The sequence below is a fragment of the Nostoc sp. CALU 546 genome (assembly GCF_048836525.1).
This window is the reverse complement of the sequence record NZ_JAWJTF010000079.1, coordinates 1-23,922: the sequence shown is the minus strand read 5'-3', so window position 1 is coordinate 23,922 and position 23,922 is coordinate 1. Positions and strand designations below refer to the sequence as shown.

General features: G+C 39.3%; 18 protein-coding genes and 1 pseudogene. 11 read left to right on the top strand and 8 right to left on the bottom strand.

Annotation, left to right across the window (positions count from 1 at the left end):
* Nucleotides 1–5: 5 nt before the first annotated feature.
* The 5 genes from RRG12_RS29645 to RRG12_RS29625 all read left to right on the top strand — a co-directional run bounded on the left by RRG12_RS29645 (nucleotide 6) and on the right by RRG12_RS29625 (nucleotide 8,131).
* On the top strand, nucleotides 6–1,220 hold the full coding sequence (locus RRG12_RS29645; protein ID WP_420761653.1) for a hypothetical protein: 1,215 nt from the start codon (nucleotides 6–8) through the stop codon (nucleotides 1,218–1,220).
* Nucleotides 1,221–1,248: 28 nt separating this feature from the next.
* Nucleotides 1,249–3,036 carry a type IV secretory system conjugative DNA transfer family protein gene (locus tag RRG12_RS29640; RefSeq protein WP_420761652.1) on the top strand — a complete coding sequence of 596 codons (1,788 nt, stop codon included), beginning with the start codon at nucleotides 1,249–1,251 and terminating at the stop codon, nucleotides 3,034–3,036.
* Nucleotides 3,037–3,144: 108 nt separating this feature from the next.
* On the top strand, nucleotides 3,145–3,648 hold the full coding sequence (locus tag RRG12_RS29635; RefSeq protein ID WP_163930358.1) for a relaxase/mobilization nuclease domain-containing protein: 504 nt from the start codon (nucleotides 3,145–3,147) through the stop codon (nucleotides 3,646–3,648).
* A gap of 28 nt (nucleotides 3,649–3,676) precedes the next feature.
* Nucleotides 3,677–7,276, top strand: a complete 3,600-nt coding sequence (locus tag RRG12_RS29630) for a DUF3854 domain-containing protein (RefSeq protein WP_420761651.1) — start codon at nucleotides 3,677–3,679, stop codon at nucleotides 7,274–7,276.
* 12 nt (nucleotides 7,277–7,288) lie between these two features.
* A complete protein-coding gene (locus RRG12_RS29625) occupies nucleotides 7,289–8,131 on the top strand; it encodes a hypothetical protein (protein WP_420761650.1) in 843 nt (280 codons plus the stop codon).
* A gap of 39 nt (nucleotides 8,132–8,170) precedes the next feature.
* Here RRG12_RS29625 and RRG12_RS29620 read toward each other — a convergent pair whose 3' ends face one another.
* Nucleotides 8,171–8,380 carry a hypothetical protein gene (locus RRG12_RS29620; protein WP_420761649.1) on the bottom strand — a complete coding sequence of 70 codons (210 nt, stop codon included), beginning with the start codon at nucleotides 8,378–8,380 and terminating at the stop codon, nucleotides 8,171–8,173.
* Nucleotides 8,381–8,760: 380 nt separating this feature from the next.
* Here RRG12_RS29620 and RRG12_RS29615 point away from each other — a divergent pair, with 380 nt between their 5' ends.
* Nucleotides 8,761–9,423, top strand: coding sequence for a response regulator (locus RRG12_RS29615; protein WP_420761648.1), 663 nt, complete (start codon nucleotides 8,761–8,763; stop codon nucleotides 9,421–9,423).
* A gap of 1 nt (nucleotide 9,424) precedes the next feature.
* On the opposite strand, the gene RRG12_RS29610 is transcribed toward RRG12_RS29615, so the two are convergent.
* From RRG12_RS29610 to mobV, 5 genes are all read right to left on the bottom strand, one after another.
* Nucleotides 9,425–10,036 (bottom strand): DUF6753 family protein, encoded by a 612-nt coding sequence (locus RRG12_RS29610; protein WP_420761647.1) that lies wholly within the window; start codon nucleotides 10,034–10,036, stop codon nucleotides 9,425–9,427.
* Nucleotides 9,966–10,715, bottom strand: coding sequence for a hypothetical protein (locus RRG12_RS29605; protein ID WP_420761646.1), 750 nt, complete (start codon nucleotides 10,713–10,715; stop codon nucleotides 9,966–9,968). The genes RRG12_RS29610 and RRG12_RS29605 overlap by 71 nt, the downstream gene beginning before the upstream one ends.
* A 10-nt stretch (nucleotides 10,716–10,725) precedes the next feature.
* Entirely contained in the window at nucleotides 10,726–11,580 is an 855-nt protein-coding gene (locus RRG12_RS29600; RefSeq protein ID WP_420761645.1) for a hypothetical protein, read from the bottom strand.
* A gap of 137 nt (nucleotides 11,581–11,717) precedes the next feature.
* Nucleotides 11,718–12,542: a hypothetical protein gene (locus RRG12_RS29595; protein WP_194144824.1), complete on the bottom strand. Its 825-nt coding sequence runs from the start codon at nucleotides 12,540–12,542 to the stop codon at nucleotides 11,718–11,720.
* A gap of 237 nt (nucleotides 12,543–12,779) precedes the next feature.
* The gene (gene mobV / locus RRG12_RS29590; RefSeq protein ID WP_420761644.1) at nucleotides 12,780–14,576 is read right to left on the bottom strand and encodes a MobV family relaxase; all 1,797 of its coding nucleotides are present in this window, start codon (nucleotides 14,574–14,576) and stop codon (nucleotides 12,780–12,782) included.
* A 516-nt stretch (nucleotides 14,577–15,092) separates the two neighbouring features.
* On the opposite strand from mobV, the gene RRG12_RS29585 reads away from it, so the two are divergent.
* On the top strand, nucleotides 15,093–15,539 hold the full coding sequence (locus RRG12_RS29585; RefSeq protein ID WP_163935833.1) for a hypothetical protein: 447 nt from the start codon (nucleotides 15,093–15,095) through the stop codon (nucleotides 15,537–15,539).
* Between the two features lie 16 nt (nucleotides 15,540–15,555).
* Nucleotides 15,556–16,776: a hypothetical protein gene (locus RRG12_RS29580; RefSeq protein ID WP_420761643.1), complete on the top strand. Its 1,221-nt coding sequence runs from the start codon at nucleotides 15,556–15,558 to the stop codon at nucleotides 16,774–16,776.
* Between the two features lie 78 nt (nucleotides 16,777–16,854).
* Here RRG12_RS29580 and RRG12_RS29575 read toward each other — a convergent pair whose 3' ends face one another.
* Nucleotides 16,855–17,667, bottom strand: coding sequence for a glycosyltransferase family 2 protein (locus RRG12_RS29575; protein ID WP_420761642.1), 813 nt, complete (start codon nucleotides 17,665–17,667; stop codon nucleotides 16,855–16,857).
* Nucleotides 17,668–17,813: 146 nt separating this feature from the next.
* Between RRG12_RS29575 and RRG12_RS29570 the strand changes: the two genes are divergently transcribed.
* Together RRG12_RS29570 and RRG12_RS29565 are read left to right on the top strand one after the other, a co-directional pair.
* Nucleotides 17,814–19,988, top strand: a complete 2,175-nt coding sequence (locus RRG12_RS29570; protein ID WP_420761641.1) for an ATP-binding cassette domain-containing protein — start codon at nucleotides 17,814–17,816, stop codon at nucleotides 19,986–19,988.
* Between the two features lie 490 nt (nucleotides 19,989–20,478).
* Complete coding sequence (locus tag RRG12_RS29565; protein WP_420761640.1) at nucleotides 20,479–20,844, top strand: hypothetical protein; 366 nt, start codon at nucleotides 20,479–20,481, stop codon at nucleotides 20,842–20,844.
* Between the two features lie 80 nt (nucleotides 20,845–20,924).
* Here the strand turns inward: RRG12_RS29565 and RRG12_RS29560 are convergent, their stop codons facing one another.
* Nucleotides 20,925–21,455, bottom strand: coding sequence for a hypothetical protein (locus RRG12_RS29560; protein ID WP_420761639.1), 531 nt, complete (start codon nucleotides 21,453–21,455; stop codon nucleotides 20,925–20,927).
* A 47-nt stretch (nucleotides 21,456–21,502) separates the two neighbouring features.
* On the opposite strand from RRG12_RS29560, the pseudogene RRG12_RS29555 reads away from it, so the two are divergent.
* Nucleotides 21,503–23,922, top strand: a pseudogene (locus RRG12_RS29555) (hypothetical protein); the annotation flags it as partial.

Genomic DNA, 23,922 nt, shown 5'->3' with positions numbered 1-23,922 from the left:
CAAATATGAAATCATCAAAGCGTTCGCCCAAAATTACTTTTGACATGATTCGCTATTTAATATTGTTTGGATTGCTAGGAGGATTATTTATTCACAGTTTTTGTCAGTATGGAATTATGAATCAGGCAATTGGATTTTTATTGCCAAAAGCATCAGCACAAGTCCCATTTTTCACTAGCAACAATGGCTTGATTCCAGACTGGTCAAAAATGAAGTTTCAAGACATGATTGTATCTGAATCTGGTCATGTGACTTACCCAACTGACCGAGGGAATCAGACTAGAACTTGGCAAGCTGGACAAAGTATTGGCGATTTTATGGAGCTTGGGGATTTTGAAGATGCCAATTTGAATCTTGAAAAGCTTAACCTCTCGATAATATCTCAGGCATTAGCTATTGATTTAGATGGTTTAAAGCTTGACGATTTTGGAATAATCAAAACTCAAACCCTTAGCGATTTAGTCAAGGCTATACCTGATTTAGCTAATCAATCAGCCAGTAGTGTAGCACCAATAGCTGACTTTTTTCGCCAAATGGGTATCAGCACTAATCAAAGAATTGGTAACGTTGCTAATTATTACAATTTAGATAATATCACTCTCGGCAATGAAATTGATTTGTCTAAATACAAGCTGACATCGATTCCGGGGATTGAAAACTCATCATTTGATGAATTTGCTAATTGGCAAGATACTCTAATTTCAGACATTCCCGGATTAAAGGATTTATCTTGGAATAATTTTCCTAATGTGCCAGAGCCGGATCTTTCTTTCGTTGGGCAAGTAGATTTGCCATTGGGAGATATAGAAGCTAACCGGATTCGCAGCATTTCTGGCAGTTATCAAGAGGGTTTTAATGTCCCTTGCAATCAAAATAATTGCGTCCACTTTGAAGCTTCAGGTCTTGGTCAGACCACTGGAGCGCAATGGATTTCGGGTAAAGTCCAAAAAGTAAAAGGTGGCTATGGAATTTTAGCTGTAGCTAATGGTGGTCTTGAGCCAACAGGTCGTCATCCCTTTGGTAAATCATTTAAACAAGTGGTGTGGGATATAGATGAATCGAGCGGTTCCGTTAACACTGCTATGTTTTTCCGTTTCTGCAAGACTATTCCTTTTGTTGGTCGGACTTGTACTCCCTACTTTATTGGGCCAGTTCCGTTTATCAATTATCACGAAAAAGACCCAATTATTTTTGGTAGTCCCTCTACTGTTCCTAATTAACTATTCTTAATTCCTGAATTTTTGCGTGATGAGCAATAATTTGACTACTTCTACAAACAACCAACCATTTCATTTTGAACAGTTACAAAATCCACATAGTGACATTGGTAAGTACACTCATCATTTATTTAAACCAAGTGGATTAGCAATTATAAGTATGTTGGCTGCTTACATTTTAATGAGAGTATTCTTTGGCGATGGCAGTAATAAAAAGAAGATTGCTACTAGTTACTGGGGAGGTAGTAAAGAAACTGCTGCTGCCAAGAAAAAGGCGCTACAACAAATAAATTCACCCAAATGTGATAGTGCTGCACTTTACATAGGTAAGCATAAATGCAAGGGTGCTAAACAAGAAAGTGGCGCTGGCACTACTTTTTATATTCCTGATGTTCAACGAGGAACGGCGGCAATTGGCGCTCCCGGTAGTGGTAAAACTTTCAGTGCTATTAACCCCGCAATTTACTCTGCCATTGACCAAGGATTTCCGATAATTGCTTATGATTTTAAGTATCCCTCTCAAGCCAAAATAGCTGCTTACGCTAAGGGTCAGGGCTATGATGTTCACATTTTCGCCCCAGGATTTCCAGAATCGGAAGTTTGTAATCCATTGGACTTTTTACGAGACAGTAGTGATGCTGAAACAGCTAGGCAAATCGCTACTGTAATTAATAAAAACTTCCGCATTCTTAGTAATAGTAATGAAGATGGTTTCTTTGCTCCAGCAGGGGATCAGTTGACACAAGCTATCTTGATGCTGACTAAAGAGTTTGGCGAATGCGCTGATGTTATGACTAGTGCCGCCATCCTTTCTTCTGAACTTATGGTGCAAAGATTGATGGCAGCTAATCTCAATCCTTGGATTAAAATTGCCTTTGGTCAGTTGTTCAGTTCCGCCGCAAGTGAAAAAACTGTTGCTGGCATTGTATCTACCGCTAGCATCATGTTCACTCGCTTCATGGCCAAAAATACTATTGGTTGTTTCATTGGTAAGACTACTCTTCCCTTATCAATCAAGGGTAAACAGATGATTATCTTCGGGCTAGACAGAGAACGTCGGGACGCAGTTAGCCCTTTGCTCACCAGTATTTTACACATGACAATTGCTCGGAACATTGCTAAAAAGCGTTTTGACCCTCTTATAGTTGCACTCGATGAACTGCCTTCTCTGTACTTACCAGACTTATTTAAATGGCTGAACGAATCACGCTCTGAGGGGTTCTGCGGTATCCTGGGCTGGCAGAATATGGGGCAGCTTGAGAAAAATTATGGAAAGGAAGTTGCTAAGACTATTCTTGGGGCTTGCGGGACTAAGTTTGTTTTCAATCCTGGTGAAAATGAGTCTGCACAATTATTCTCCAGTTTCTTGGGCGATGAGGAAATCAAGTACAAGCATAAAAGCCGTTCTACAGGCGGGGGAAAAGCAAACACTACTACTAGTGAGCAGGAAAAAACTAAAAAACTCTTTGAGTCAGCCCAGTTTTTGAAGTTGCCTCCAGGTAAATGTGTCTTCATTAATCCTGCTTATTCTAATAAAAATGAGGGGTCGGTTCCTTTGCTAAAATCTCTCAAAATACCTCAAGCTATTCGAGATATTGAAGAATATAACCAGCAGCGATGGGCTAACGTTGTCAGTCTTTTAGCTCGGAAAAGTACTCAAAAATTTCCAACTCAGCAAGACTTAGATATCCGAATTGCTAATATTAACAATCGTTTCCCTTTATCTCAAAATACTCCAGAAGTTTCTAATAACTCTTTGCCTTTGGATATGTCTGAGGTTAGTTCATTGATAGATGTTGAATCAAATGTTTTTATTTAAAAGAGTCATTAACGAATTGTAGATGGGTATAAATCCTCCTTTACATTACCCCAGTTAAAAGTTCCTTGTTCCCTATTTCCCTTTCATTGAGAACTTTTCCTTATGCGAATGATTATTGAAGAATCTGCTATTGAGAGTTTTAGTATCCTTGAAAAAATAGCATGGAATCGAAAGACTTGTTCAGTCAGCTTTTTAGATATTCATGCTGAGACTTCCGAAATCATTGCCAGTTTTCAAGCTCTCTCTTATCGAAGGCCAAAACTTAAAAAAGTTGGCATTTATACCATAATTACTTTAAAAAATCTTCATCAGCCTCTGACAGAAGAATCTTGCCAACAAATTTTAAATCAATATGTTCATGGTATTGGTTGGGATGATTTACAGTTTATTAGCTTTTTGGAAATTACACCTGATTGTCTTCATTTACATATTATCTTTAATCGCGTTACTCCGTTAGGGAAACTTATTGATTTAGCCTGCGTGGGAGCTGATTGGAAACAATATGAAATCCTCCAAAGATGTTGTTCTCACGCTGTGCAAAAATCTTTATCTCAATGGTATCAAGAAAAACTGAACTCATCGCCAAGAGGTGGCATGAAAATATCGGTATAAAGATTAAAAATTCTCAACTAATAGTCTTATGTTTGATGAACGACATTTACAATTGAGTTCTGCTTATGCCAAAAGCAGTGAATACTTTGCCAGAGCAGTGATAGCTCCTTATCTAAAATTTGTATTGGACTCGATAGGGTTAGCAATAGATGATGAAATAAATAAGAGATTGAAATTGTCAATTGGTCAAGAGACTTATGTGATGACTCCTGATGAAAATGGTGGTTGGAAATGGCAGAAATTTGACCCGCAAACCGAGGAATCTATTCAAGCAGAGTTTGAAGAATTTGAAAAATTATTAACAGAATTATTAACTCCGCTTTTACCATCTGATGATGAATTTCCACTTTTACCACCGGATAATACAGATCCACTTTTGCCTGGCTCTAATACACCTCCTAAATTATCCCCCAGTGATTCACCTCCGATTTTACCGCCGTCTGGTACACCTCCATTTTTGCCCAATTCTGCTACACCCGTTGAACTAGTAGTTATACCAATCGTTCAAGAGGCTGACTCAACAATTTGGGCTGGCGTTGCAGAGGAGGCGGTAGGAGGAGTAGAGTTGCACTTAGAGAAAGAGAACGGTTCAACAGAACAATTTCTGGACAATAACCTTGTTTCATCCCCAAATCTGCACTTAGGGCATTCTCTAAGTGCAACGCCAGCAAAAAGCTCCCTGCCCCGTACCTCTTCTTCACGCATAGATCCAAACCACTGGCAAGAATTAGTCGAGGAAAGTGCGATCGCTCCAGAAATTGTCGAGCTTAATTTTAAGAGCTTACACTTAGACCCAATAGAACTTGAGCATGAAGCATGGGAATATCTCATGTACAGCAAGAATTTAGAACGTATTAATACCGGACGACTATCTACTGGAATGCTCAACAAATATTCTCACCTTGAGGATGGGGGCTGGTGGTGTAATGCTGGTGTAGATCCTCGTTCTTTTTCAGCAAACGAGCCGGGAGATAAACCCGAACAAAAAATATGGGGATGCTACAAACCTAATAATCCGAGAGAAAAAGCCGATAACAGAGGCAAGTTTATCAAATACGAACATCCCCCGAAAGTTGAATTAAGCATCTTCCTGTTGGATGTTCCCCAAGATATCGCTCAACAAATTTATTCTAAAGCTGGAGTTGAACCAAGTATTAGCGATCGCAAATCGGGGTTTTGGTACTGTGTGTGGAAACATAATGTTCCAGTCACACTCGCCGAAGGAGCCAAGAAGGCCGCTAGCCTATTGAGCCAAGGTGAAGCAGCAATTGGATTACCAGGGATTTATGCTGGCTATCGTAGTAAGGATGGGCTGGGGAATCAAATTGTGCCCATATTACATGATGAATTGGCAGTTTTTGCTACCCCAAACAGGGACATCAAAATTTGCTTTGACTATGAAACTCGGTATAAAACTAAGCGCAACATTGATATCGCTACATACCGTACTGGTCAACTTTTATCTGATGCTGGCGCTCAGGTCAGTATCGTTGAATTACCAGGCCCAGAAAAAGGTGTAGATGATTTGATTGTTGCACAGGGCGCGTCAGCTTTGAGGCAAGTGTTTATTGCATCTGTCCCCCTGAATGATTGGTGGGAGAAAAATCAGCCACCCGATTTACGCCTAACAGTCTTTCTGAAAAATGGTGAACAGATCCATCTTTATGAACAACTTGGTGATGGCACTGTTAATCTAAATCCGTCAAGAGAAAGTGTGGAAGAAGAACAGACAATTGCTCTTTTTGGAAAAACTCGTTCCAAGTTGTCAATCATACAACCAACAGACCTAATTACAACCCCAGAAAGTTCATCCCAAAATATAGGAGGGCAAGTAATAGATGCTGAAGTACTTGCCGATGAAAGTAAAGAAGAAGTTGCTCCTGCTCAAAACGCTTCTCTACCTTTAAAGGAGGTATCGGTTCACTCCTTTGATTCTTGGGCAAGAAGAGAACAGGTTAAACAATACCAGCAGAATTTTTTCAGAAAGCGTTTAGAAGCTAGAGAAAATAAGGAAATTGCTTCTGTAGCTTATGCCCTTGTGAAGAATTATGGTGTTGAAAAAGATGGTAATTTAGTTTATCAGGCTGATGCTTTTACTATCATAAAATCCGGCAATAATTATAGTATTCATCGCCGCGCTGACGAAACCTTGGCACTAATGCAATTTTATGCCGATAAATGGGGAGCTATCACTCTGTCTGAGCAACCTAAAGATATGTTTCCAATCGAAAGGCAGGAGTTTTTGTTAGTTGCTGATTATCTCAAAAGTGGCAAACAACTACCTTCAGTCGATGAAGACCCCAGGAAGATTGCTAATACCCTTGGTTCACTCTCCCTTAATGGTACGCACACAATTTTAGAGAGCTTTAAAACTTCTGAAATCTTGCAAATCCTCACTCAAACTCTCAAAAGGACTGGTTGTGATGATTTGGAGTTGGGCAATTACCGTATTCTCTACCATAAAAGTCAACTTGATACTACATCTACTCTGCAACTTCTGAAAACTGAACATACGGGTGCTACAAGAGTTGCTGCCAGCTTTGAATTCAGCAGAACAGATTCAGGTATGACACATCAACTTAAGACTCTTGCTATTACTGAACAAGACATAGCTAAACTCAGATTACTTGCTCAAAAGTTGGATATTCAACAACCTGCCAAGGAAGCAACTGCCAATCCTCATGCTACCCGTGATATGGAAGTGCCTATTCACCCGAAAATTGCTAAACTTTGGCAAGACTTAGAAAATAGGCAACAAAAAAGTAATTCTGTTCCTTACACAGCAGCACAGGTTGAACAAAATTTTCTTTCCCCGGACTCTACGTTTGACCTAGCTAGCAGCTCTCAAGATATCAATTTGCAGCCAGCCAATACAGTAGTAGCTAAACCAATCAAAAAAACATCTACTTCTCAACATCAATTAAGCAAATCTGACATCGAGAGCATTCCTCTACCCCTTCATCCTTTGCTTGGTCAATACTGGCAAGAGCTAGAAGATAATCATCGATGGGCTGATATCGCAAAACAGGAAAATGCCGAATTTCGTTTAAAGATTCAATCCAATGGCAAACTCTCCATTGGCGAACAACGCGAACTTTATCATAAAATTCAGGTTCAAGCTCAGACTGAAATTCGCCAACAACAAAGAACCAATCTCGTACTTCCACCTTTAAGCGAAATTACTCATGATTTGCGACAACAAATAAATCAACAACCTGATTCACAACATCTTACTGATTCTTCTAACTCTATTCGTAATACTCTCTTGCCCGTTCACCCGTTAATTGCTAAACCTTGGCAAGATTTAGAAACTACTGGCTTATGGGCGGGAGTCGCAGCGCAAGGTAATTATCCATTACAAGAGAAACTTAAACATACTGGCAAACTTACCCTTGGTGAGCAACGTGAACTTTACCATAAACTTTTAATTCATAGTGTTGTTGAGCAATGCCGCAAAGGATTAACTGATATTTCCCTTCCCCCACTAAACGAAATTATCCAAGATTTGATGTCTGCCCGTAGTGAAGTCATTCATAACACCTACACCCCAAAAGTTGAAGTACATTCCCAAAAACCTCAACAACCACATCATAAGGCTCAATCTAATTCTGCTGAAAATGAACTGTAAACTACATTAGCCATGTATTCTAACCAATCATCTAATTCACTTCAAGAAACAGTCAGCAATATCAATCGTGACAGTGGCATTTCTAACAACATGATGGCTTACAGACTAGCACTCTTTCTGGAGAAACATCCACCGTCGTTACAATCAACCACCACATTGGATGCATCTGAGCGAGAAAATCTCCAGTCAGAACTGAGAACAACCTTATCTCAAAATCTTCAAAATATTGAAAACTACAGACAAAATCTCAAACAGAAATATTACACAGAGTATTTAGAGAAATTTGCTGTAACCCAACAGTCATCTGTTATATCTCAACCAGATAACTCAGCAAGAGTTGAAAACTTAATTGCCCAGAAGAAGAATACATTCCTCCAACAGATATTTGAATCGGGAGTGCAAAAACTACCTTTAGGTCAAAGGGTCAGCAAAGAGGAAAATGAGCAGCGAACAGGGAGTCAGGCACAAAACAATATAAATAAATCTAGAGGAAACAATGTCTCACCAGCTATTGATATTGCTGAAAAATCTCTTATTAAAGCAGTCATGAGAACTGTCATGACAATGGGCAAGGATACTGAACAAGGACGCATCTATGAAGGGATAGCCTACAGATTGCAACTGTTTATTAAAGAAGGAATGCAACTTCTCAGCGTTCACAGAAAAACTGGTAATCCCGAAACAGCTTTTACAGCTTATAAAGATGACTCTAATGAGTTTCAAATTACACAAAACAACCTTTCATACTCAGAGACTAATCGACTCATTGCCTTTGATAAACAGCAAACAGCACAACAGCTTACATCTCAGCCTAATCATATTGATAAAGATAACAGCACTGAGCTTGGTGACTAAGCCCCTTTCCCCTTTGGGGATTGTGGGAGGTGTCGGGAGTTAGTCGAGTAACCAATCATCTGGATGGGTAATCATTTTGACTAATTCACTAAGAGCTTGATTATAACGAGCGCAGAGTTCTCTTGCTTGTTTAGATGTAAGGTACTGGCATTTCACCACAAACTTTAACCAAACTTCACCCCCCCACACTTTCCACACCCATTTTTGACTAGCTAAAATAACCAGCCAATCTACCCAAGAAAAAACCACTAATCAATAAATAACGCTTTGTCCGCCTCTCTATTCTTGAGAAGGGGGCAATTATTGTTCCCAACATTATGTAAAAGCTCGTCTCCATTAGATTGCTACTAAATCTGAGCGTTGCCGCAATCATCAAACCTATAAATATCAGCCATTCCACCATCAATTCAATTTTATCCCAGAGTTTTTGGTCGTATAAATAGCGCATCTGATAATTCTCTAGTTTTAGACAATCTACTTAATCTAATTTCATCATCTCCAAAAACTTCTTAGCTTTTACTTTGATTTTACCGAAATTCTAAACTTTTTTTAATATCGCACTATCGTCAAGATTTACTTAAGTAAATATGTTATAAATGTTTTATGTTCCTGTAATCGAAGTAATCAAGATGATTCGATTAGTAATTATTGAAAATGAAGCTCTAAGTCGGCTCGGAATTAAATCAGTTGTTAATCAAGAGCAAGACTTTGAAATGTGTGGGGAAGCTGATAACGGAACTGAAGGGATGAGGCTTGTTGAAGAACTTAAGCCTGATATTGTTTTGCTCGATATTGCTTTGCCAGATATTAGTGGTTTGGATCTCATCTATAATATTAAGACGAGGACGGATAGTAAAGTCATTGTTCTCACTTATCACTCCAGTCAAGATGTAGTTAATTCTGCCTTCCAAAATGGGGCTGATTCCTACATTCTTAAGAAGATGGATCTGCAATTAATTAAACACGCTATCAATACTACTTATCAAAATAGTTCTTTCATTGACCCAGAGATTGCTAAAAGATTTTTTAGAAACTTCGCTTCTGGCAACACAAAAATTAAGGGTAAAAGATACAGAGAAACCCTTACTGCTACAGAAGCCCAAATTCTCAACTTAATTGCCCGTGGTTTTTCTAATAAAGAGATCGCCGAAAAACTCTTTATTACAGTCAGTACAGTTAAGGGACACACCAGCCATCTTTTTTCCAAGTTAGGAGTTAGAGGTCGTGTTAACGCGATCATTATGGCTAGAGAACTTGGCTATTTAGAAACAGAAACCTCTAGAGTTAGTTAAGCTACTTTTTGGGTTTGGTTTTCTTAAGCTGAATCAAGCAATATCCTTGTAATCGGTTTTCTTGTTGACAGGCTGCTACGGCTGATTGGTTGGACAACAATAACTGGTACATTTGTTTTCCTTCGCTTGATTTTGCCCACTGCAAAATCTTCATCTCATTGGCTGACACTACAACTGACTGAGTTCCACCCAAATTTGAGACAACATTCCAAGTTGTCAGCGAACCTAGAAGCGCTCCTACCGCCATTACTCCTGTGCATATCCCTGATATAGACCAAAGTTTCCACCAACTCAAACCTTTGAATGAGCTATTTAAGGTCGATGGTGTTACATGCTTCATTTCATCACGCACAGCTTTTGATACTACTGTATAGTGCATCGACTGAGCCGCTTTGCTAGTGGATTCTAATTTCTGATCAATCATTACTGCCCAAGCTTCTACCATTGCCTCCATTCGTGCTTGCAGGTCAATCATTGTTTCTTCGTTTCTGCCTAATGTTGCCATCAACTTAAACATCGGGTCATCTTCGGCTATTCCTAATTCATGGGATATTTGAGCTATGCGTTGTTGTTCTGCTTCCGAATATCCTTGTAAAATTTGTTCTGTTCTCATTTTTTAATCCTAAATATTCAATTGCTTTATCATTATTTAAAATCGAATCGTAAAAGTTTTTAATCCAGTGGTAAATGTAAGTCCGGTAAACCACATAAATTGACTTATCTCTACAAGCTAGTGAGTAAGGTTTTCCCGTTCTCTCCAATCTTTCGTAATGGTCACGATGTAACGCTGGCAAGAATATCTCAGTCCCACCCATTCTTTGTACCTTATCCTGCATTGATTGCTGATACTCTCCAAATCTCGTATCAAAATGCTGATTTTTTACTACTACATAGTTAGCATTATCAGTAGCAAACTCTCCCAAAGTTTTCAGGTAAGCTACACAATCTCTTCTGTGCGAAATTGGTTGCAAAAAAGTTAGTTTCCATTGATATGTAATTAAGAGATCGAACAGATCCGAACCCACAATATACTGACAGAGCTTATCTACATATTGCCCTGGCATATCAACAATAATTATATCTAATTCATTTTTGATAAAATTATCTAAAATTTTATCCGTACCTCCATTAAAAAAGTCTAAGCTTTCAATTGCCACTAAATTTTCATAAGCTTTTAATCTCTCACGATTGTCATGGTCGTAGACCTGAATTTTTCTTCCTTGAACTTGAAACCAATCAATTAATAGTTTCGTAACTGTAGACTTCCCTACACGAGAGTCACCTACAGTCATAATCATTCGCTTAGGAGAGTTCAACATTATTTAAACCTAACGACTCTTTTACTGCTTCAATCTCTTCTTTGAAAGTTCTTAACCAACTTGTGACTCTACCTTTAACCGAAGGTAAATCTGTTTGCTCCATCCCTTGCCTAAAAGTCATGTTATTTTCATCCAGATAATCATAACTACGTTCTATTAGTTCTGGCATTTTAATGTCAGAAAATGGGCTTTTTTGCGATTTTAGTTGCTCCTTAATTTTCTCAACTTCGGGAGAGTTTTCGTATCTTGTAAATTCATCAGGCTCTCCAAAAAATAAGTTCTTTACTACTATGTAATCTACTTGATTTCCACAAAAGCTATGCAAATCTATTAGTTGATTTATAGAATCGATAACGCGGCTAATAACTACTACCATAGTCACGCGGATATTGTAATGTTTTTCGGCTGTTTCCAGGAAAGTCATTTCTTCTACAAATTTCCGCAATATTCTTCTGGACTGTGGTGGTAATTCTAGTAAAAATAAAGATTCTGGCTGGATTATTTCACCATCTCCTACTGGCTTGGGATTTGCTTTTGTTTTCATTTCATCAAAGAACTGATCTATATTGCCTGTTTTAAAAATATCAAGTGGTTCTATATGGCAATGCTGACCATAAAATCTTAATAATTGAGAATTGGAGCTATCAGCATCAAAGCCGATAAATCTTTGTCCTTTATCCAAATATGTTTGCACTAATCCCCTTGCAAAAGTAGACTTACCTACACCACCCTTATCTCCAGTTACTATCACTAATCTCTTTTTGGTTATTTGCTCAATTGATCCTTCGTTCGCCTTGTCTTCTGAACCATTATTCATAGGTTCGATACTATCTGTCACTTTCTTTCTCCTCATAATTATTAGTGGTCAAAAACTATAGGTTTAGGGGTGTAGGTGAATGGCACGCTTGATAACGTGAAACCTTGCCGTTAGCAGGTGTGGGAGGGAAAGAATCTATATTCTCCATACTCCCCAAATTAGTCCCCTGAGAAACATTCCAGTATTTGAAAGTAAAATATTTCTAAATATCTTTGTTTGCTAAACTCTGCTAAATTATCCGTAATTGATTTAAAGGTTTGGAGAATTAAACCCTGCTCTATAATCTTCATTAGCTCATAATTGCTATTTAACTTTAAAGACTTATATATATAAAAATCTAATTCTTGAGCTATTAATAAATTCGGAGCTAACGCTACCAAGCTACTATACAGTTCTTCGTAATTTATAATTTCCGATAAAACTAGTTTTACCAATTCTAAATATTGCTGCCTGAAGGATAATTCTTGATAATTACTAGTTCCCGGACAATTAGCAGCCAGAGGAATTTTCTTATAAATCAATTTTAAATATAATTCAATAACTTCTATTTCTACTTCCCATATCTTCTGTCCCTTTGAATACAGGTAGTTTATTAAAGAATCTCTCTTCGGAAAAATAATTCCTGAAGTTATATGCTTAATGTTAGTTTCTATATTCAAATTTGTCTGTTTTCTAAAAATTGGTACTATTTGGCTCCTTATCCATTGCATAAATTGCCTAACCACATCAGCTTTTACTATACCTGTCAATGAATGAATCCCCAAGGCATTCAAAGTATTAACGACGACTATTTTTTGATTCATCATCACTTGTCGCTGATTTGTTTTCGCATCTATTAATATTACTTTTCCATCGTTCAGGGCTGGAGCAATTATTTGGAATACATCAACCGCAAACAACTCTAATCCACTCGGAGCATCTATCACTCGTACTATATTGTTTGAGAAATGCTCAAATTCCCAAAACTGCCAAACTTCTACCATCGTTTTATGGCTCAGAACGATATTACTATCCCATATCTGCCAATCACAAAGGAATCGATAAAGGTACGGAAATAATCAGTACTTTCGTATCTTGATTTTTTACTTCTCTTTGTTATATATTTCTAGTTTTACTTTTTTTAATTTAAAGGGTAGGGTGAATGGCACTGCGCTATCACTGCCGCAACGCTTATGCTGACGCTTTACAATCACAAAACATAATTACGGATTACGAATTATTTAAAGCTCCATTTCCTGATTTTGATGCCGTTGTTGTTGTTGTTGTAATTTCTGCGAGAGATTGACCAGTTCTTGGTTCCAATCTCTCGCAAAACATTTATTTCTTTTAGCCTGTGGCAGCAATTGTTTAATAGCCCGTGCATTTGCATGTCCAAGTTCCGAAGAATCAAATGCTACCTGTACATTAGGAATATGCTGCAATTGCTCAACAGGCAAGGTGTTGGGGCGATCTATTGCCAGGAAGAGCGTTCTTTTGAGCGGTACGTCGCCCTTGACTTGATATTCCAGCATGGCAAAAGAGATGGTATCAATGGGGGATTTACACAGCACTAACCTTTCTGCTGGATCTGTTGGCTGTCCACCTAAGTGAAAGTAAAACCAGCCCTCACGCCGCTTAGTCCCTTTCTCGTAACCTTTGAAAGTGTTGTTCTCGCCCCGTGTCCCCCGCAGGAATGCTCCTATTGCCTGGGGTTCTTCGCCAAGATTCCGCATGACGAACACAGCGTTTTGTTGTTCATCAGCGTAGACAAGCCCTCGGTTATGGAGAACCTGCACAAAGTTTTCAGGTATTCCTCGTTTTTGAGTCAGGTAATGCTCAACTGCAAGCCATTTGGTTTTATCCTCAACGGGTGGCTTAAAGAGGGTTCGCGGTTCTAACTGTATAATCTCAGCAGCCACTTGATAACTTTTTGCGATCGCTGCCCCAATAGCCCCAGCTTCACCAAATCGCTCATGCAACCAGACGACCGCCTGCCGTAGATTGCAATTGTTAACGTGCATCACCAAGTCAATCGCACCACAGCCGCCTTTCTGCTGTTCGGATGCAAAGTCGTAGAATTTGGGCCCATCTATATTAATGATGTGTCCGTGACCCTTCCATTTTCCTTGGCTATTGTGTAGCCCCAACTCCCAAACCACATCTTCCAAGGGCAAATCGCGCAGTTGTTGAGTTTGAGATTCTAACAATTGCACCCGTTTTTCTAATTGCTGTCGCTCTTTTTCACTATCTCTAGCCCGTTGCTCTGCACGGAACAATCGCTCTGCCATAAAGGAGCGATCAGCCAGTTGGTGATTAATGGCTTGGAACTGGTCATCAGACTGAATCCTGGCAACGTAATTCCTGGCTGATTCAAATGGTGTGGGTGCTAATTGGTTATTTGTAATGACTGCGGTGAGTGGTTCACTGTTAACGGCTTGGTAATATTCTTTGACTTTGGTGTGGGTTGCTTTGCTGCCCTTTACCCCACGTTCAATGCCCAAAGGAGCGAGTGCAGCAGCATAACTATCTTGGAGTTTGGATAACTTAATTCTTCCCTGTCCACCTCTGCCGCCAAACATCGCGTCATGACTGACTCTCCCGGTTTTATCGTTCAATGGCACGATGTAGGCGTGAATGTGTGGGGTACTTTCATCTAGGTGAAGCTCTGCCCTGACGCATTTTGATCCATAGTTTTGATCTATCCAGTCACGAGATGCGATCGCCCATTCCTGCATCAGTGAATCAGACCACTGCCCCGACAGAGATGGATCACCAGGGCGGAAATATTCAGGCGATGCCGAGAGAAACATTTCGGTGCATAACACTGCATCATGCCGAGGGCGATGCAGTAGCGTAGAGATTTTTTCTTTGACTATTTCCTCTAGGGCGCGATCATCTTCTCCCCCAATCAACCGGACATTCTCTCTAGTTGGATCTGCGTTGGGTGTTTCTCTATTCCTGGTAACATGGTCATCACTTCCGGCAACGTTACCAAATGTTTTTAGTTTCTCTATTCTGAGAATTGTTAGTGGCGACATAAAAGTTTTATGCTACAAATGCAGTGCGTTGTAGTACTCAAAAACCCTCCAAGTGAACTGCTGTTTCATGTCATGAGCGCAGCGAGAGATGGCGCAGCCACCCGCAGGGCATGAAACCATAGTGAGTATGGTTACTTTATTCTCTAAGCGAAGAATTGTTGAGGGCAAAAAATAGCAATTTCCTGCGCTAAGTTGTGGCATAGTCTAAGGATAGTCCAGGCATAGTCCAAGGAACTTACTTTCTTGAAAAAACTGATTAAGAGTGCTTAGTCTAGGCATAGTCTAGGAATAGTTCAAACTTAGTCTAGGCATAGTCTGGAGAAAATGTAGTTTGGTATACAATTTCCTGATTCAAAATCCACTAATTACATAGATTTAGGGGAGATTGTAACTCAGTTTTTAAAACAGAAAAAATCGATTAGACTTTAATAAGTGATTCTGCATTTTGATTTTCTGCAAGTAAAAAACCGAAGCAACGCGGCTGTAAATGTACAGAAACTTTTGCATGAAAAAAAAATGGAACAGAACCAACAAGTCTTTTTTTCAATTAGGCGAAGGTTAGGCACTATTGATGGACAGATAATTAATTATCTCCACTCTAGACCCTTCGATTTAGGGAACCTACCTGAAATAGTAATGTTGACCCTGCTTGAATATTGGTCGCCCTTTGCCATATCTGCTGATGGAGTGGATGGTGAAGAACTCAGGCAGAGGGCAATTTGGTCAATTAAAAAATTAGAAGCACAAGCGGCTTTGATTCGTGAAATTTTTCTGTCATCTCATGTCCAAACTGCTGTGACTGCGAACAACGCTGAAGTTGGCGATAGTGCAGATGGTCAAAGGCTGGTGTCCACCATTAATGATGAGAATGACCAAACCTTGGATGAGGACATTGATGATTTGGCAGAACTAGTTCTGCCAGAAGAAATAAAGCAGATTAACAGCTTGTTTAATGTCGAGTAATAGTTGAGAAAAATTCATGAATACGTCGAAAAGAGAGATTGCACCCGTTTACACAAGGGTAGCTGTGTCCATTGATTTAGGTGGGAGTCAGAGCAAGGTAATTGTTCAGATATATCCTTCGGGTGTGCCGATAGTAATAGCAATGGAGCCAGAAATTGCAGATGTGGGAAAAAACTCAATTACTCAGTTGTCAGGAGACTGTACTTGGGTAGGAATAGATGATGAGTATTATGTCTTGGGCGCTCTAGCTAAAAATACTTTTGCTGGCACACCAGCGCTCAGGGATCTGAAATATCACTATGCTTTACCAAAAATAGCGGGATTATTATGGAAAATTTGTCTTCAATTGGGCTTGAGTAATGGTGTTGATGCTTCCGTGCAATTATTGCTACCACCAGGAGAAATGTCGGACGGTAAAGATTTGGGTAAGAAGCTGTCGGCAGCGTTGAGAAAAGGAATTGCCACACCTACAGGCAAGTTAAAACTTAAGCTACATAATTTTTACGTGGCTCCAGAGGGGAGTGGGATTATGGCTTACCGTAGTCGGGCTTTGGGGGCATTATTTGGGCAAAAAAGTATTGGTTTGTTGATGTTGGGCTACCGGAATGCTAGTTTTTTTGTTTCGGCTAAAGGTAATCAAGCAAAGGCTGAATCTACAGAGTTGGGGATGAATTGGTTAGTGCAGCAATTTGTGGAGCGTACTGCTGTTGGGCTAGCAAAAGATGATTTACGTATACCAAAAGCTTTAGTGTCAGCAAGCTTGGGCAACGTGAATGCATTACAGTCGTTATCACGCAAAGCCACATCTGCTGGAGTTGAATCTGATTTAAAGTTGTTTAACTCAGTTTTACTAGATGTCCGTGGTGATTACTGTCGAGCCTTAATTCGCTGGATTAGAAATATTGCCGTATTGGATGAAGTTATCATTTGCGGCGGGACTGCTGAGTTTGTGCATAAGGAATTAACTCAACATTTTGAAAAAGAGGGCATACCTATTGTTTGGAATGGCAACGTCGAGATGCCTAAGTATCTCGATACCCTCTCTCTAGGTAGCCGAGTTACTGATGTCTGGACTGCACACATTACCTATATCAAGATGTTAGACTACAATTTTGGCTACCAACGTAAAACTGATTTGGTTCCAGACTATCATCAATCCCCACCTGTAAAAAATTCCACCCCACCTAAAGAAGTTTGGGAGAAAAACGGGTTTTTGACCATGCACCCTGGTGTTTAAAGCCCTAATTTGAAAGTGATTGCCTATACGTAGATTCTCTGCGGCTTGCTCCCAGGCGATCGCTTTCAAATTTGCACACTATACAAATGCTGGTGCGCGGTTATTAGCTATATTGTTATACATTCTAGTAAGTTCCTGTAGACGCTCAACTTGATATGATTCAAGTGAGTAAAAAGAAGCTGATTTGATTATTTGTTTGAGTTCTTCTGCCCACTGTCTATAAGTTGAAGTGCCAATAGTCCCTTCAGACGATTGAATATAATTAACTAAAACTTGAGGATTGACTTTAAATGTACTAACTCCATATTTTTTAGCACATTGGAGTAAGAATTCATAGTCAGCAAATATTCGGTGGCAAGGATTCCATTTTAAAGCATGATTACGGTAATGAATGAATCCATTGCTATCAAAAATTTCTTGTTGACTAATGAATTTATCAAGTGTGCAGTTTGGGTTACTGGGAGAAAGAAAAGTTTTACTCATACGTATAGTTTTACCTTGACAAATAACATCACGGCGACGATTTTGTACAACCATACTATATTTAATGAAGTTTTGTTGTTTAAAAAATTGCTTTACCATAGCTATAAACTCTGGCTCAAAGCTATTGTCATCGTCCAGATAAGCAATTAATTCTCCAGTTGCTATATCTAATCCTTTATTGCGTGCATGGCATAGTCCAAAGCCAATGGAAAGGTGTTCTATTTCTTCATAAACTATATGAAATGGAGCGGCAGATTTAGTAACAAGTTCTTTAGTTTGTTGGTTGCCCCCATCGTTAATGATTACCCATTCAAAATTGTGATCGGTTTGATTAAGTAAGCTTTTCAGTGCAATTGTGCTTAATTTTTCAGGTCTATTATAGGTAGCGGTAATGATTGAAATTTTCATATTTCTCTTTCTATATCTGTTTGTTGTTCTTGTCTTTAAAAAAAAACTTTTGTATTTTTAGCCAGTTACTTTTATCTTCTTGCTAACTGTTGTATTATCTGCTGGAGTGCGACAAAAATAGAAACTATTTTCTTGACAATGCACAAATGCAGACTCTACATCTGACTATTCACACGATTCCGATTCAGCAATGCACTGTTGAAAAAACTCCTTTCAGTATTGGTAGCGATAAATACAATGACTTGGTAATTCCTGATAACAGCGTAGATAAAGGACACGCTAAGATTGCGTTTAAAGAAGGTCAGTATTATTTGCTAGATGAAGGTAGTACCAATGGCACACGGGTGGCAGGGATTCGGCTAGAAGCATATCGATTCCGAGCTTTAACAGACGGGAATCTTATAGAGCTTGGTTCGGTGATCGTAGAAATCAAAATTAGCTCCCCTGCACCAGCCAAAATTCCAATATTTAACGCAAGGCAACGTCAAACTCTCTCAATTGAACGCATGAGATTAGATGCAATCAATTTAAAAAAATCTAGCAGCCCAATATTAGGTACAACTCTGCTCAACGATATTTCTGTATCTTTCTTTCCGCAAGAGTTTGTCGTTATTGCTGGGGTAAGCGGTGGCGGGAAGTCAACTCTCATGGACGCACTCAACGGACAACGCCGCGCTAGAGGTAAAGTACTTGTTAACGGCTGCGACCTCTACAAGAATTTCAACGCTTTCAAAAATAAAATTGGCTATGTGCCGCAAGACGATATCGTTCATTCAGAACTGACTGTGGGGGAAGCACTTAACTATGCTGCTCATCTCCGTCTGCCTTCAGCATCGCCATCAAAAAGGCAGCAACGCATACAAGAAGTACTTGAACAACTGCAACTTACTGGGCGCAAGAATGTCTCTATTGGGCGACTTAGTGGTGGGCAGCGCAAACGTGTAAGTATTGGGGTAGAACTAATCAGCAATCCCAGCATATTTTTTCTGGATGAGGCAACTTCAGGACTTGATCCTGGCACAGAATTACAAATCATGCACCTGCTGCGGAATTTAGCAGATGCTGGAAGCATAGTAATATTGATTACTCATGCTACCAAAAATGTGGCGATCGCTGACATGGTAGTTTTTCTGGCTAAGGGGGGCAGACTTGCTTATGTTGGCCCTCCGAAGTTAGCCTTTAGCTATTTCAAAGTCAAAGATTTTGATTCAATTTATGCCAGAGTTGAACACCAGTTGTCACCATCAGAATGGGAGCAGGGATTTAAGTCTTACGCTTTCTACAAAAAGTTTGTCGGTGAACGCCAAAAGACCATTCCCCAAAACTCAATTAAGCCCGTACTAGTTAAGCCGGATTTTCTCCAACAATGGGGGGTGTTATGCCGCCGTAACTTGGCTATTCTGCTCAAGAACAAAATCAGTTTAGCGTTAATGCTTCTAGGAGCGCCGATTTTAGGTTCATTGAATTTTGCACTGTGGAAGCCTGACTTATTTAACACTAAGATTGGCAATGCAGGACAGGCAATTACAATGCTGTTTGTCACAGTCATCATGGCTGTAATGTCTGGAGCGCTAGCTACGATGTCGGAGATTGCGAAGGAAACTGCCATTTATCGCCGTGAGCGTAGTGCCGGACTAGGGATAGTTCCTTATATAGCATCCAAGTTTCAATTAGCATTCTTGCTAGCACTTTATCAATCAGCAATACTTTTAGTTTGCATGACCACGGCGGTGAAATTAAATGTTGATAACAGTACTTTGACTCTCATGTACCTCAGCCTTTTCCTCGCTTCTTTTGGGAGTATGATTTTAGGACTGTTAATTTCTGCGATTGCACCAAGTCAAAGTGTTGCTCCTCTGCTAACAATTCTTGTGCTGGTTCCTCAAGTCGTCTTTGGAGGTGGCATTCTCCCAGCGAACGAATTCAACTCTGTGGGCAAAACATTTAACCAGATGATGTTGACTAAATATCCCTTTGAATCTCTAGTATCCCTGAGTGGACTTGGCGCAGATGTGACCAAAGACTCGTGCTGGCAGAAAACTGAGCAGCAAAGGAAAGCGTTATCAGAAAAACAATCCCTTGGCTGTAAATGTTATGGGGTGAGTGTGTTTAAAAAGTGCAAATTTCCTGGGATTGGTAAACTAAAAAGGTCATCGGTTTTAAATGCTGATTTATTAAAGGTACGTTTGCTGATTCAGGGAGTTTTTGATAGCTATGGAAACACTTTTAAAATTGATTTGACAGAAAATCTATTTTCCATGTTGAGATTAATTGTTTTATTAATGATGTTAATTCTCCTAGCCCAATTTCTCAAAGGTTAGCAAGGAAAATACTTATAGCTAAAAGGTCGCTCACTCCAACGACATCTTGCAAAAGTAACTTTTGCTTTCCGATTGGGGTGCATATTTGCATGTAAAAGGGAAAGGGGAATTGAAGAGGGGTAAAGGTTAATTTCGTTCCTTTCCCCATTCCTCTTTAACCCTTTCCCTAGCCGTCCGCAACCCCATTCCCTATACCAAGAAGTCTCAAGTAGGCTGTACGCCATCTCTAACACCCAGAAGAAAGTATTTGATTAATTCTCAAAGTAAAATACTGAATTAGAGCTTTAGCATAAATAGACTTATTTTTCTACAGACAAGAGTACGGTTTTTTTCCGTACTCTTGTCGATTGATTTTTTGAGAGCAGAAAATATAAACTCTGCGGTGGGAGTAATTATAATTTCCATTTTTACTTGCAGAATCTGGTGTGGGGGAATATTCTTCTGCACCTTTCTCTACTTACTTTCATCTCAAATATCTCTTAAGGAAATCATGCAACAACTAAAATTACCAACCCACAACAACGGTACATACCCTCAAAAGTCAACAGACTCATTCACTATCCCTCAACAGAAAGAGCGACTAGAAAATCTGTTGTATCAGAAGGTTCAACAAGGGGAAGACATATCCCCTTGTATTGAAGCTCTCTATTATTTAGCTTCAAAGCAAACAACGGAAGACCAACTGCAAGTAATGTGGGCTGAAGTAATCAAAGAACGCTCGGCATTCAATTCACTGCAAAGAGTAATCATTACAGCCTTTGCCATTTTAGGAATGATTGCCTTTCTCAATGGGGCATTTCGCTCTGTTAAACCATCTGCGGCTGTTGTTAACCCACCTGCTGTTCAACCTCATTAAAAGGATTTTACCAAAAAGCTGAAAGCGTTATCAAACAACGCTTTCAGCTTATATTATTACTCACTGTGCATCGCTCCCACCTAAAATGCTGTGTCCTTGTCGAAAGGCAAACTGTCTTCTGGCTCAAAGTTACGCAGGTCTTGCTCCATCTGCTGACGACGTTGGACGTATGTTCTGCTGTTTCCAATCCTCCCTTGCATCAACCATTCACCAAAGTTGATGCCTTGTTCTACGTGTGAGGCAGACATTTTATTATAATGATCAACCTCCATTTTCTTACGCCACTCAAGCTGCTCTAGCGCACTTTCACTGATGCCAATTTTCTGAGCATATTCTACATATTCAGGTCTGAGAGAACCATCTGGGTTAAACTCCTTTTTTTCTTGTTCAGTGAAGAAATCGTAGGCTGTGTAGATTGGCCACGGTTCTGGATCAGTCTCGTCCAGGTGTTTCCACTCGTCATACTCTTCTTTTGCTCTACGAGCGTAGTCATCGACTGCTTCTGGATGTGCGCCAAGAGATAACTTTTGTTGTCTTACTTCATGTTTTAAAGTTCCATCTGCATTGAATTCTTCCTTATGCATATTTATCCAACGCTTAATTCTCGACATACAAACCTCTCAAGATATTAACCAAGTTTCATTAAATTCTTAAAATCATGACTCTGGAAATTAAACATTTTGATCCCAGGCTCAATCAATGGATTTATACAGATGAGCATAAAACTATTTTAACTGAAAAGCTCAGTAATACTTTACTGGAATTTTACTTTCCTGATAAAAAATTCTCATTTGGACATTCAGATGAATACAGTACAGACGAAGATTTAAAAAATCATCCAGATGGACAGATTTTACTATTATCTTCAAAAACTCGTTTACTTTATGGAGATAAAGAATGTTTAGAAATGATTCAAAAAATTTGTCCAGATAGTAAAGATCGTGGGGCTTATGGTTCCATCTTCCTTGGGGCTTGTAAAAATGCGATTCACGAAGAGCTAAACATTCTGGTAGTAGATGATTCTACTGATAACAGGGGTGAAAATGGAGGGATATTATCAAATGATTTGGCATATAAATTAGTTGGCGATTGTTATGGGCAGATTTCAACACAGCTTTATGACAAGCTAACCTTAAGAGAATCCCAAGTAGATAAAAGCTATCGTGTAATTCAGCATCGATTTGGTTGGGTGGATGGAGTTGGAGAAGATACTACTAAATATCGTTTTGGCAAAGGAACACTCCGACCATACAGACTAGATAAAATAGAATATGCAGATCCTAAGAACAAACTCAAAATAGACATAATTCTCCCCGTAAGCAGTTTTAAGGGAACAGACAAGGATAGACCCAAAGGCGCTACTAAACCGCAGATTAAGCCAGGATTATATCAGCAAAATATTTGGTTAGCTGAAAAAGCACAATCTCAACAAGGTCAGATGTCTATCTCCCAATTACTGGCATCTTTCCCCCAAGGAATTAAAGATTTTGCCGAGGAACTAGAGGTACAAGCCCAAAGATTAGCCTCTATTCAAGATGACCCGAGAATTGTTGCTGCTTACTATTGTGAAAGATACGAAAAACTTAGAGAATCATTGAGCCAAAATAAATTAAAAACATCAGATATTATCAATCAAGAAACAAATGTTAAAAACTTAAGGACAAATGATGACTTAGATGCAGATCAGGAGTTGGAGGATGAGAGTAGTAAAGGTAACTTCTTCATGTATAAACTCATTAAAGCTGATTTACTTGGGCATCAGCAGTTATTAGAAACTGAGAAGGTCAAACAGGAATTAAGTCGGTTTGTACAAAGTGAGTGGCGAGATATTGCTGTTGGGAAAACGCTTACTTTTGACCGAGGGATGATTATTCCCTCCAAGGAACTCAAAAATGGTGAAATTTGTGTCTCTTGGCTCGATGAGCAAGAAAAAATTCTTAACTTCCGTTCTCCTTTCCTCAACTCTAATGGTTTGTGTGTTTCTACTAATAAATACGTTTTAGACCGTGTTGCTCCAGATGGTAAATCTTTGCAAGGCATAATTGTAGTCAATGACGAAGACCACAAGCGCATACAGCAAAGAATCACAGAGCTAGAAGCACGAGGAATCAATGCTGATTTTATCGACCCAGCAGAAACCGAATCAGAACGCCAAGCACGAGACTACGATGGTGACTGCATTGGTGTAGCAAGAGCTAGCTTATATCCTAATCTGACAGCAGAGGCAGAGCGAAGAAATCTTCCCCAGAACGCCTATTCGCCCACGGTTAAGCTCAAAAAACAATCATTTTATTTGGAAGATGGAACCCAACCCCCATTTGAAAAAATCGCTATCCACATGAGCGATAGCATCAGCGTGGGCATAATCAACAATCAAGTGACAGCACTGGAAGCATTAGAATCAGAAATCGAGGTACTTAAAACTTACGGTACTTTTGAGCAGAAATCAAATTATTTAGACCAAGTTTCTAACCATTACGAAACCCTGTTTAAGCAAGAACGCCAGAAAGATCCAAAGTTAATTCGAGAAGAATACAAGCCTTATATGCAAGGGGTTGTTGAAATTGCTCATTCTCAAAGAACTCCCGAAATTATCCAGCAAGCAATGGACATTAACCGTCAAATGTACCGGAGCATGATTGAAGAAGGATGTTATCAAAACCAAATAGCGGTTGATTTATTCAAAAGTGCTAAAAAACCTGAGATGGATAAAATCCGGGAAAACAGCCGCTACTTGTATCGTGATGTTAATTATATTAAAGATAAGAAATTAAAAACAGTTTATTTAAGTACAGGGATAACACCAAAAGGTTACTCACCAGTAGAATTATTAATTAGCCAAACCAATAAATATTTCCAAGAATCACAGTTAGAATCGCGTCCTATCGTCCAGTTTAAAGACTTATTCAAAGGAGTAGAATTTACACCACAACAAAAATTTGCAGCGATCGCTGCCAAGTACGAGTTTGATCGGAAATTCAACGCAGCGGTTCGTGCCTCAAGGCGGCGAGAAACAGAGTCTGGCCCTAGCGCAATTGTTCAAACAGATTCAGGAAGGCAACTCGAAATTACCAACCT

Bases quoted from the DNA above. Each gene is read 5' to 3' on its own strand.
- RRG12_RS29560 (WP_420761639.1), bottom strand. From the start codon at position 21,455: ATGTCGAGAATTAAGCGTTGGATAAATATGCATAAGGAAGAATTCAAT.
- mobV (WP_420761644.1), bottom strand. From the start codon at position 14,576: ATGTCGCCACTAACAATTCTCAGAATAGAGAAACTAAAAACATTTGGT.
- RRG12_RS29585 (WP_163935833.1), top strand. From the start codon at position 15,093: ATGGAACAGAACCAACAAGTCTTTTTTTCAATTAGGCGAAGGTTAGGC.
- RRG12_RS29565 (WP_420761640.1), top strand. From the start codon at position 20,479: ATGCAACAACTAAAATTACCAACCCACAACAACGGTACATACCCTCAA.
- RRG12_RS29610 (WP_420761647.1), bottom strand. From the start codon at position 10,036: ATGAGAACAGAACAAATTTTACAAGGATATTCGGAAGCAGAACAACAA.
- RRG12_RS29575 (WP_420761642.1), bottom strand. From the start codon at position 17,667: ATGAAAATTTCAATCATTACCGCTACCTATAATAGACCTGAAAAATTA.
- RRG12_RS29605 (WP_420761646.1), bottom strand. From the start codon at position 10,715: ATGACTGTAGGTGACTCTCGTGTAGGGAAGTCTACAGTTACGAAACTA.
- RRG12_RS29595 (WP_194144824.1), bottom strand. From the start codon at position 12,542: ATGGTAGAAGTTTGGCAGTTTTGGGAATTTGAGCATTTCTCAAACAAT.
- RRG12_RS29640 (WP_420761652.1), top strand. From the start codon at position 1,249: ATGAGCAATAATTTGACTACTTCTACAAACAACCAACCATTTCATTTT.
- RRG12_RS29625 (WP_420761650.1), top strand. From the start codon at position 7,289: ATGTATTCTAACCAATCATCTAATTCACTTCAAGAAACAGTCAGCAAT.
- RRG12_RS29570 (WP_420761641.1), top strand. From the start codon at position 17,814: ATGCAGACTCTACATCTGACTATTCACACGATTCCGATTCAGCAATGC.
- RRG12_RS29630 (WP_420761651.1), top strand. From the start codon at position 3,677: ATGTTTGATGAACGACATTTACAATTGAGTTCTGCTTATGCCAAAAGC.
- RRG12_RS29615 (WP_420761648.1), top strand. From the start codon at position 8,761: ATGATTCGATTAGTAATTATTGAAAATGAAGCTCTAAGTCGGCTCGGA.
- RRG12_RS29645 (WP_420761653.1), top strand. From the start codon at position 6: ATGAAATCATCAAAGCGTTCGCCCAAAATTACTTTTGACATGATTCGC.
- RRG12_RS29580 (WP_420761643.1), top strand. From the start codon at position 15,556: ATGAATACGTCGAAAAGAGAGATTGCACCCGTTTACACAAGGGTAGCT.
- RRG12_RS29635 (WP_163930358.1), top strand. From the start codon at position 3,145: ATGATTATTGAAGAATCTGCTATTGAGAGTTTTAGTATCCTTGAAAAA.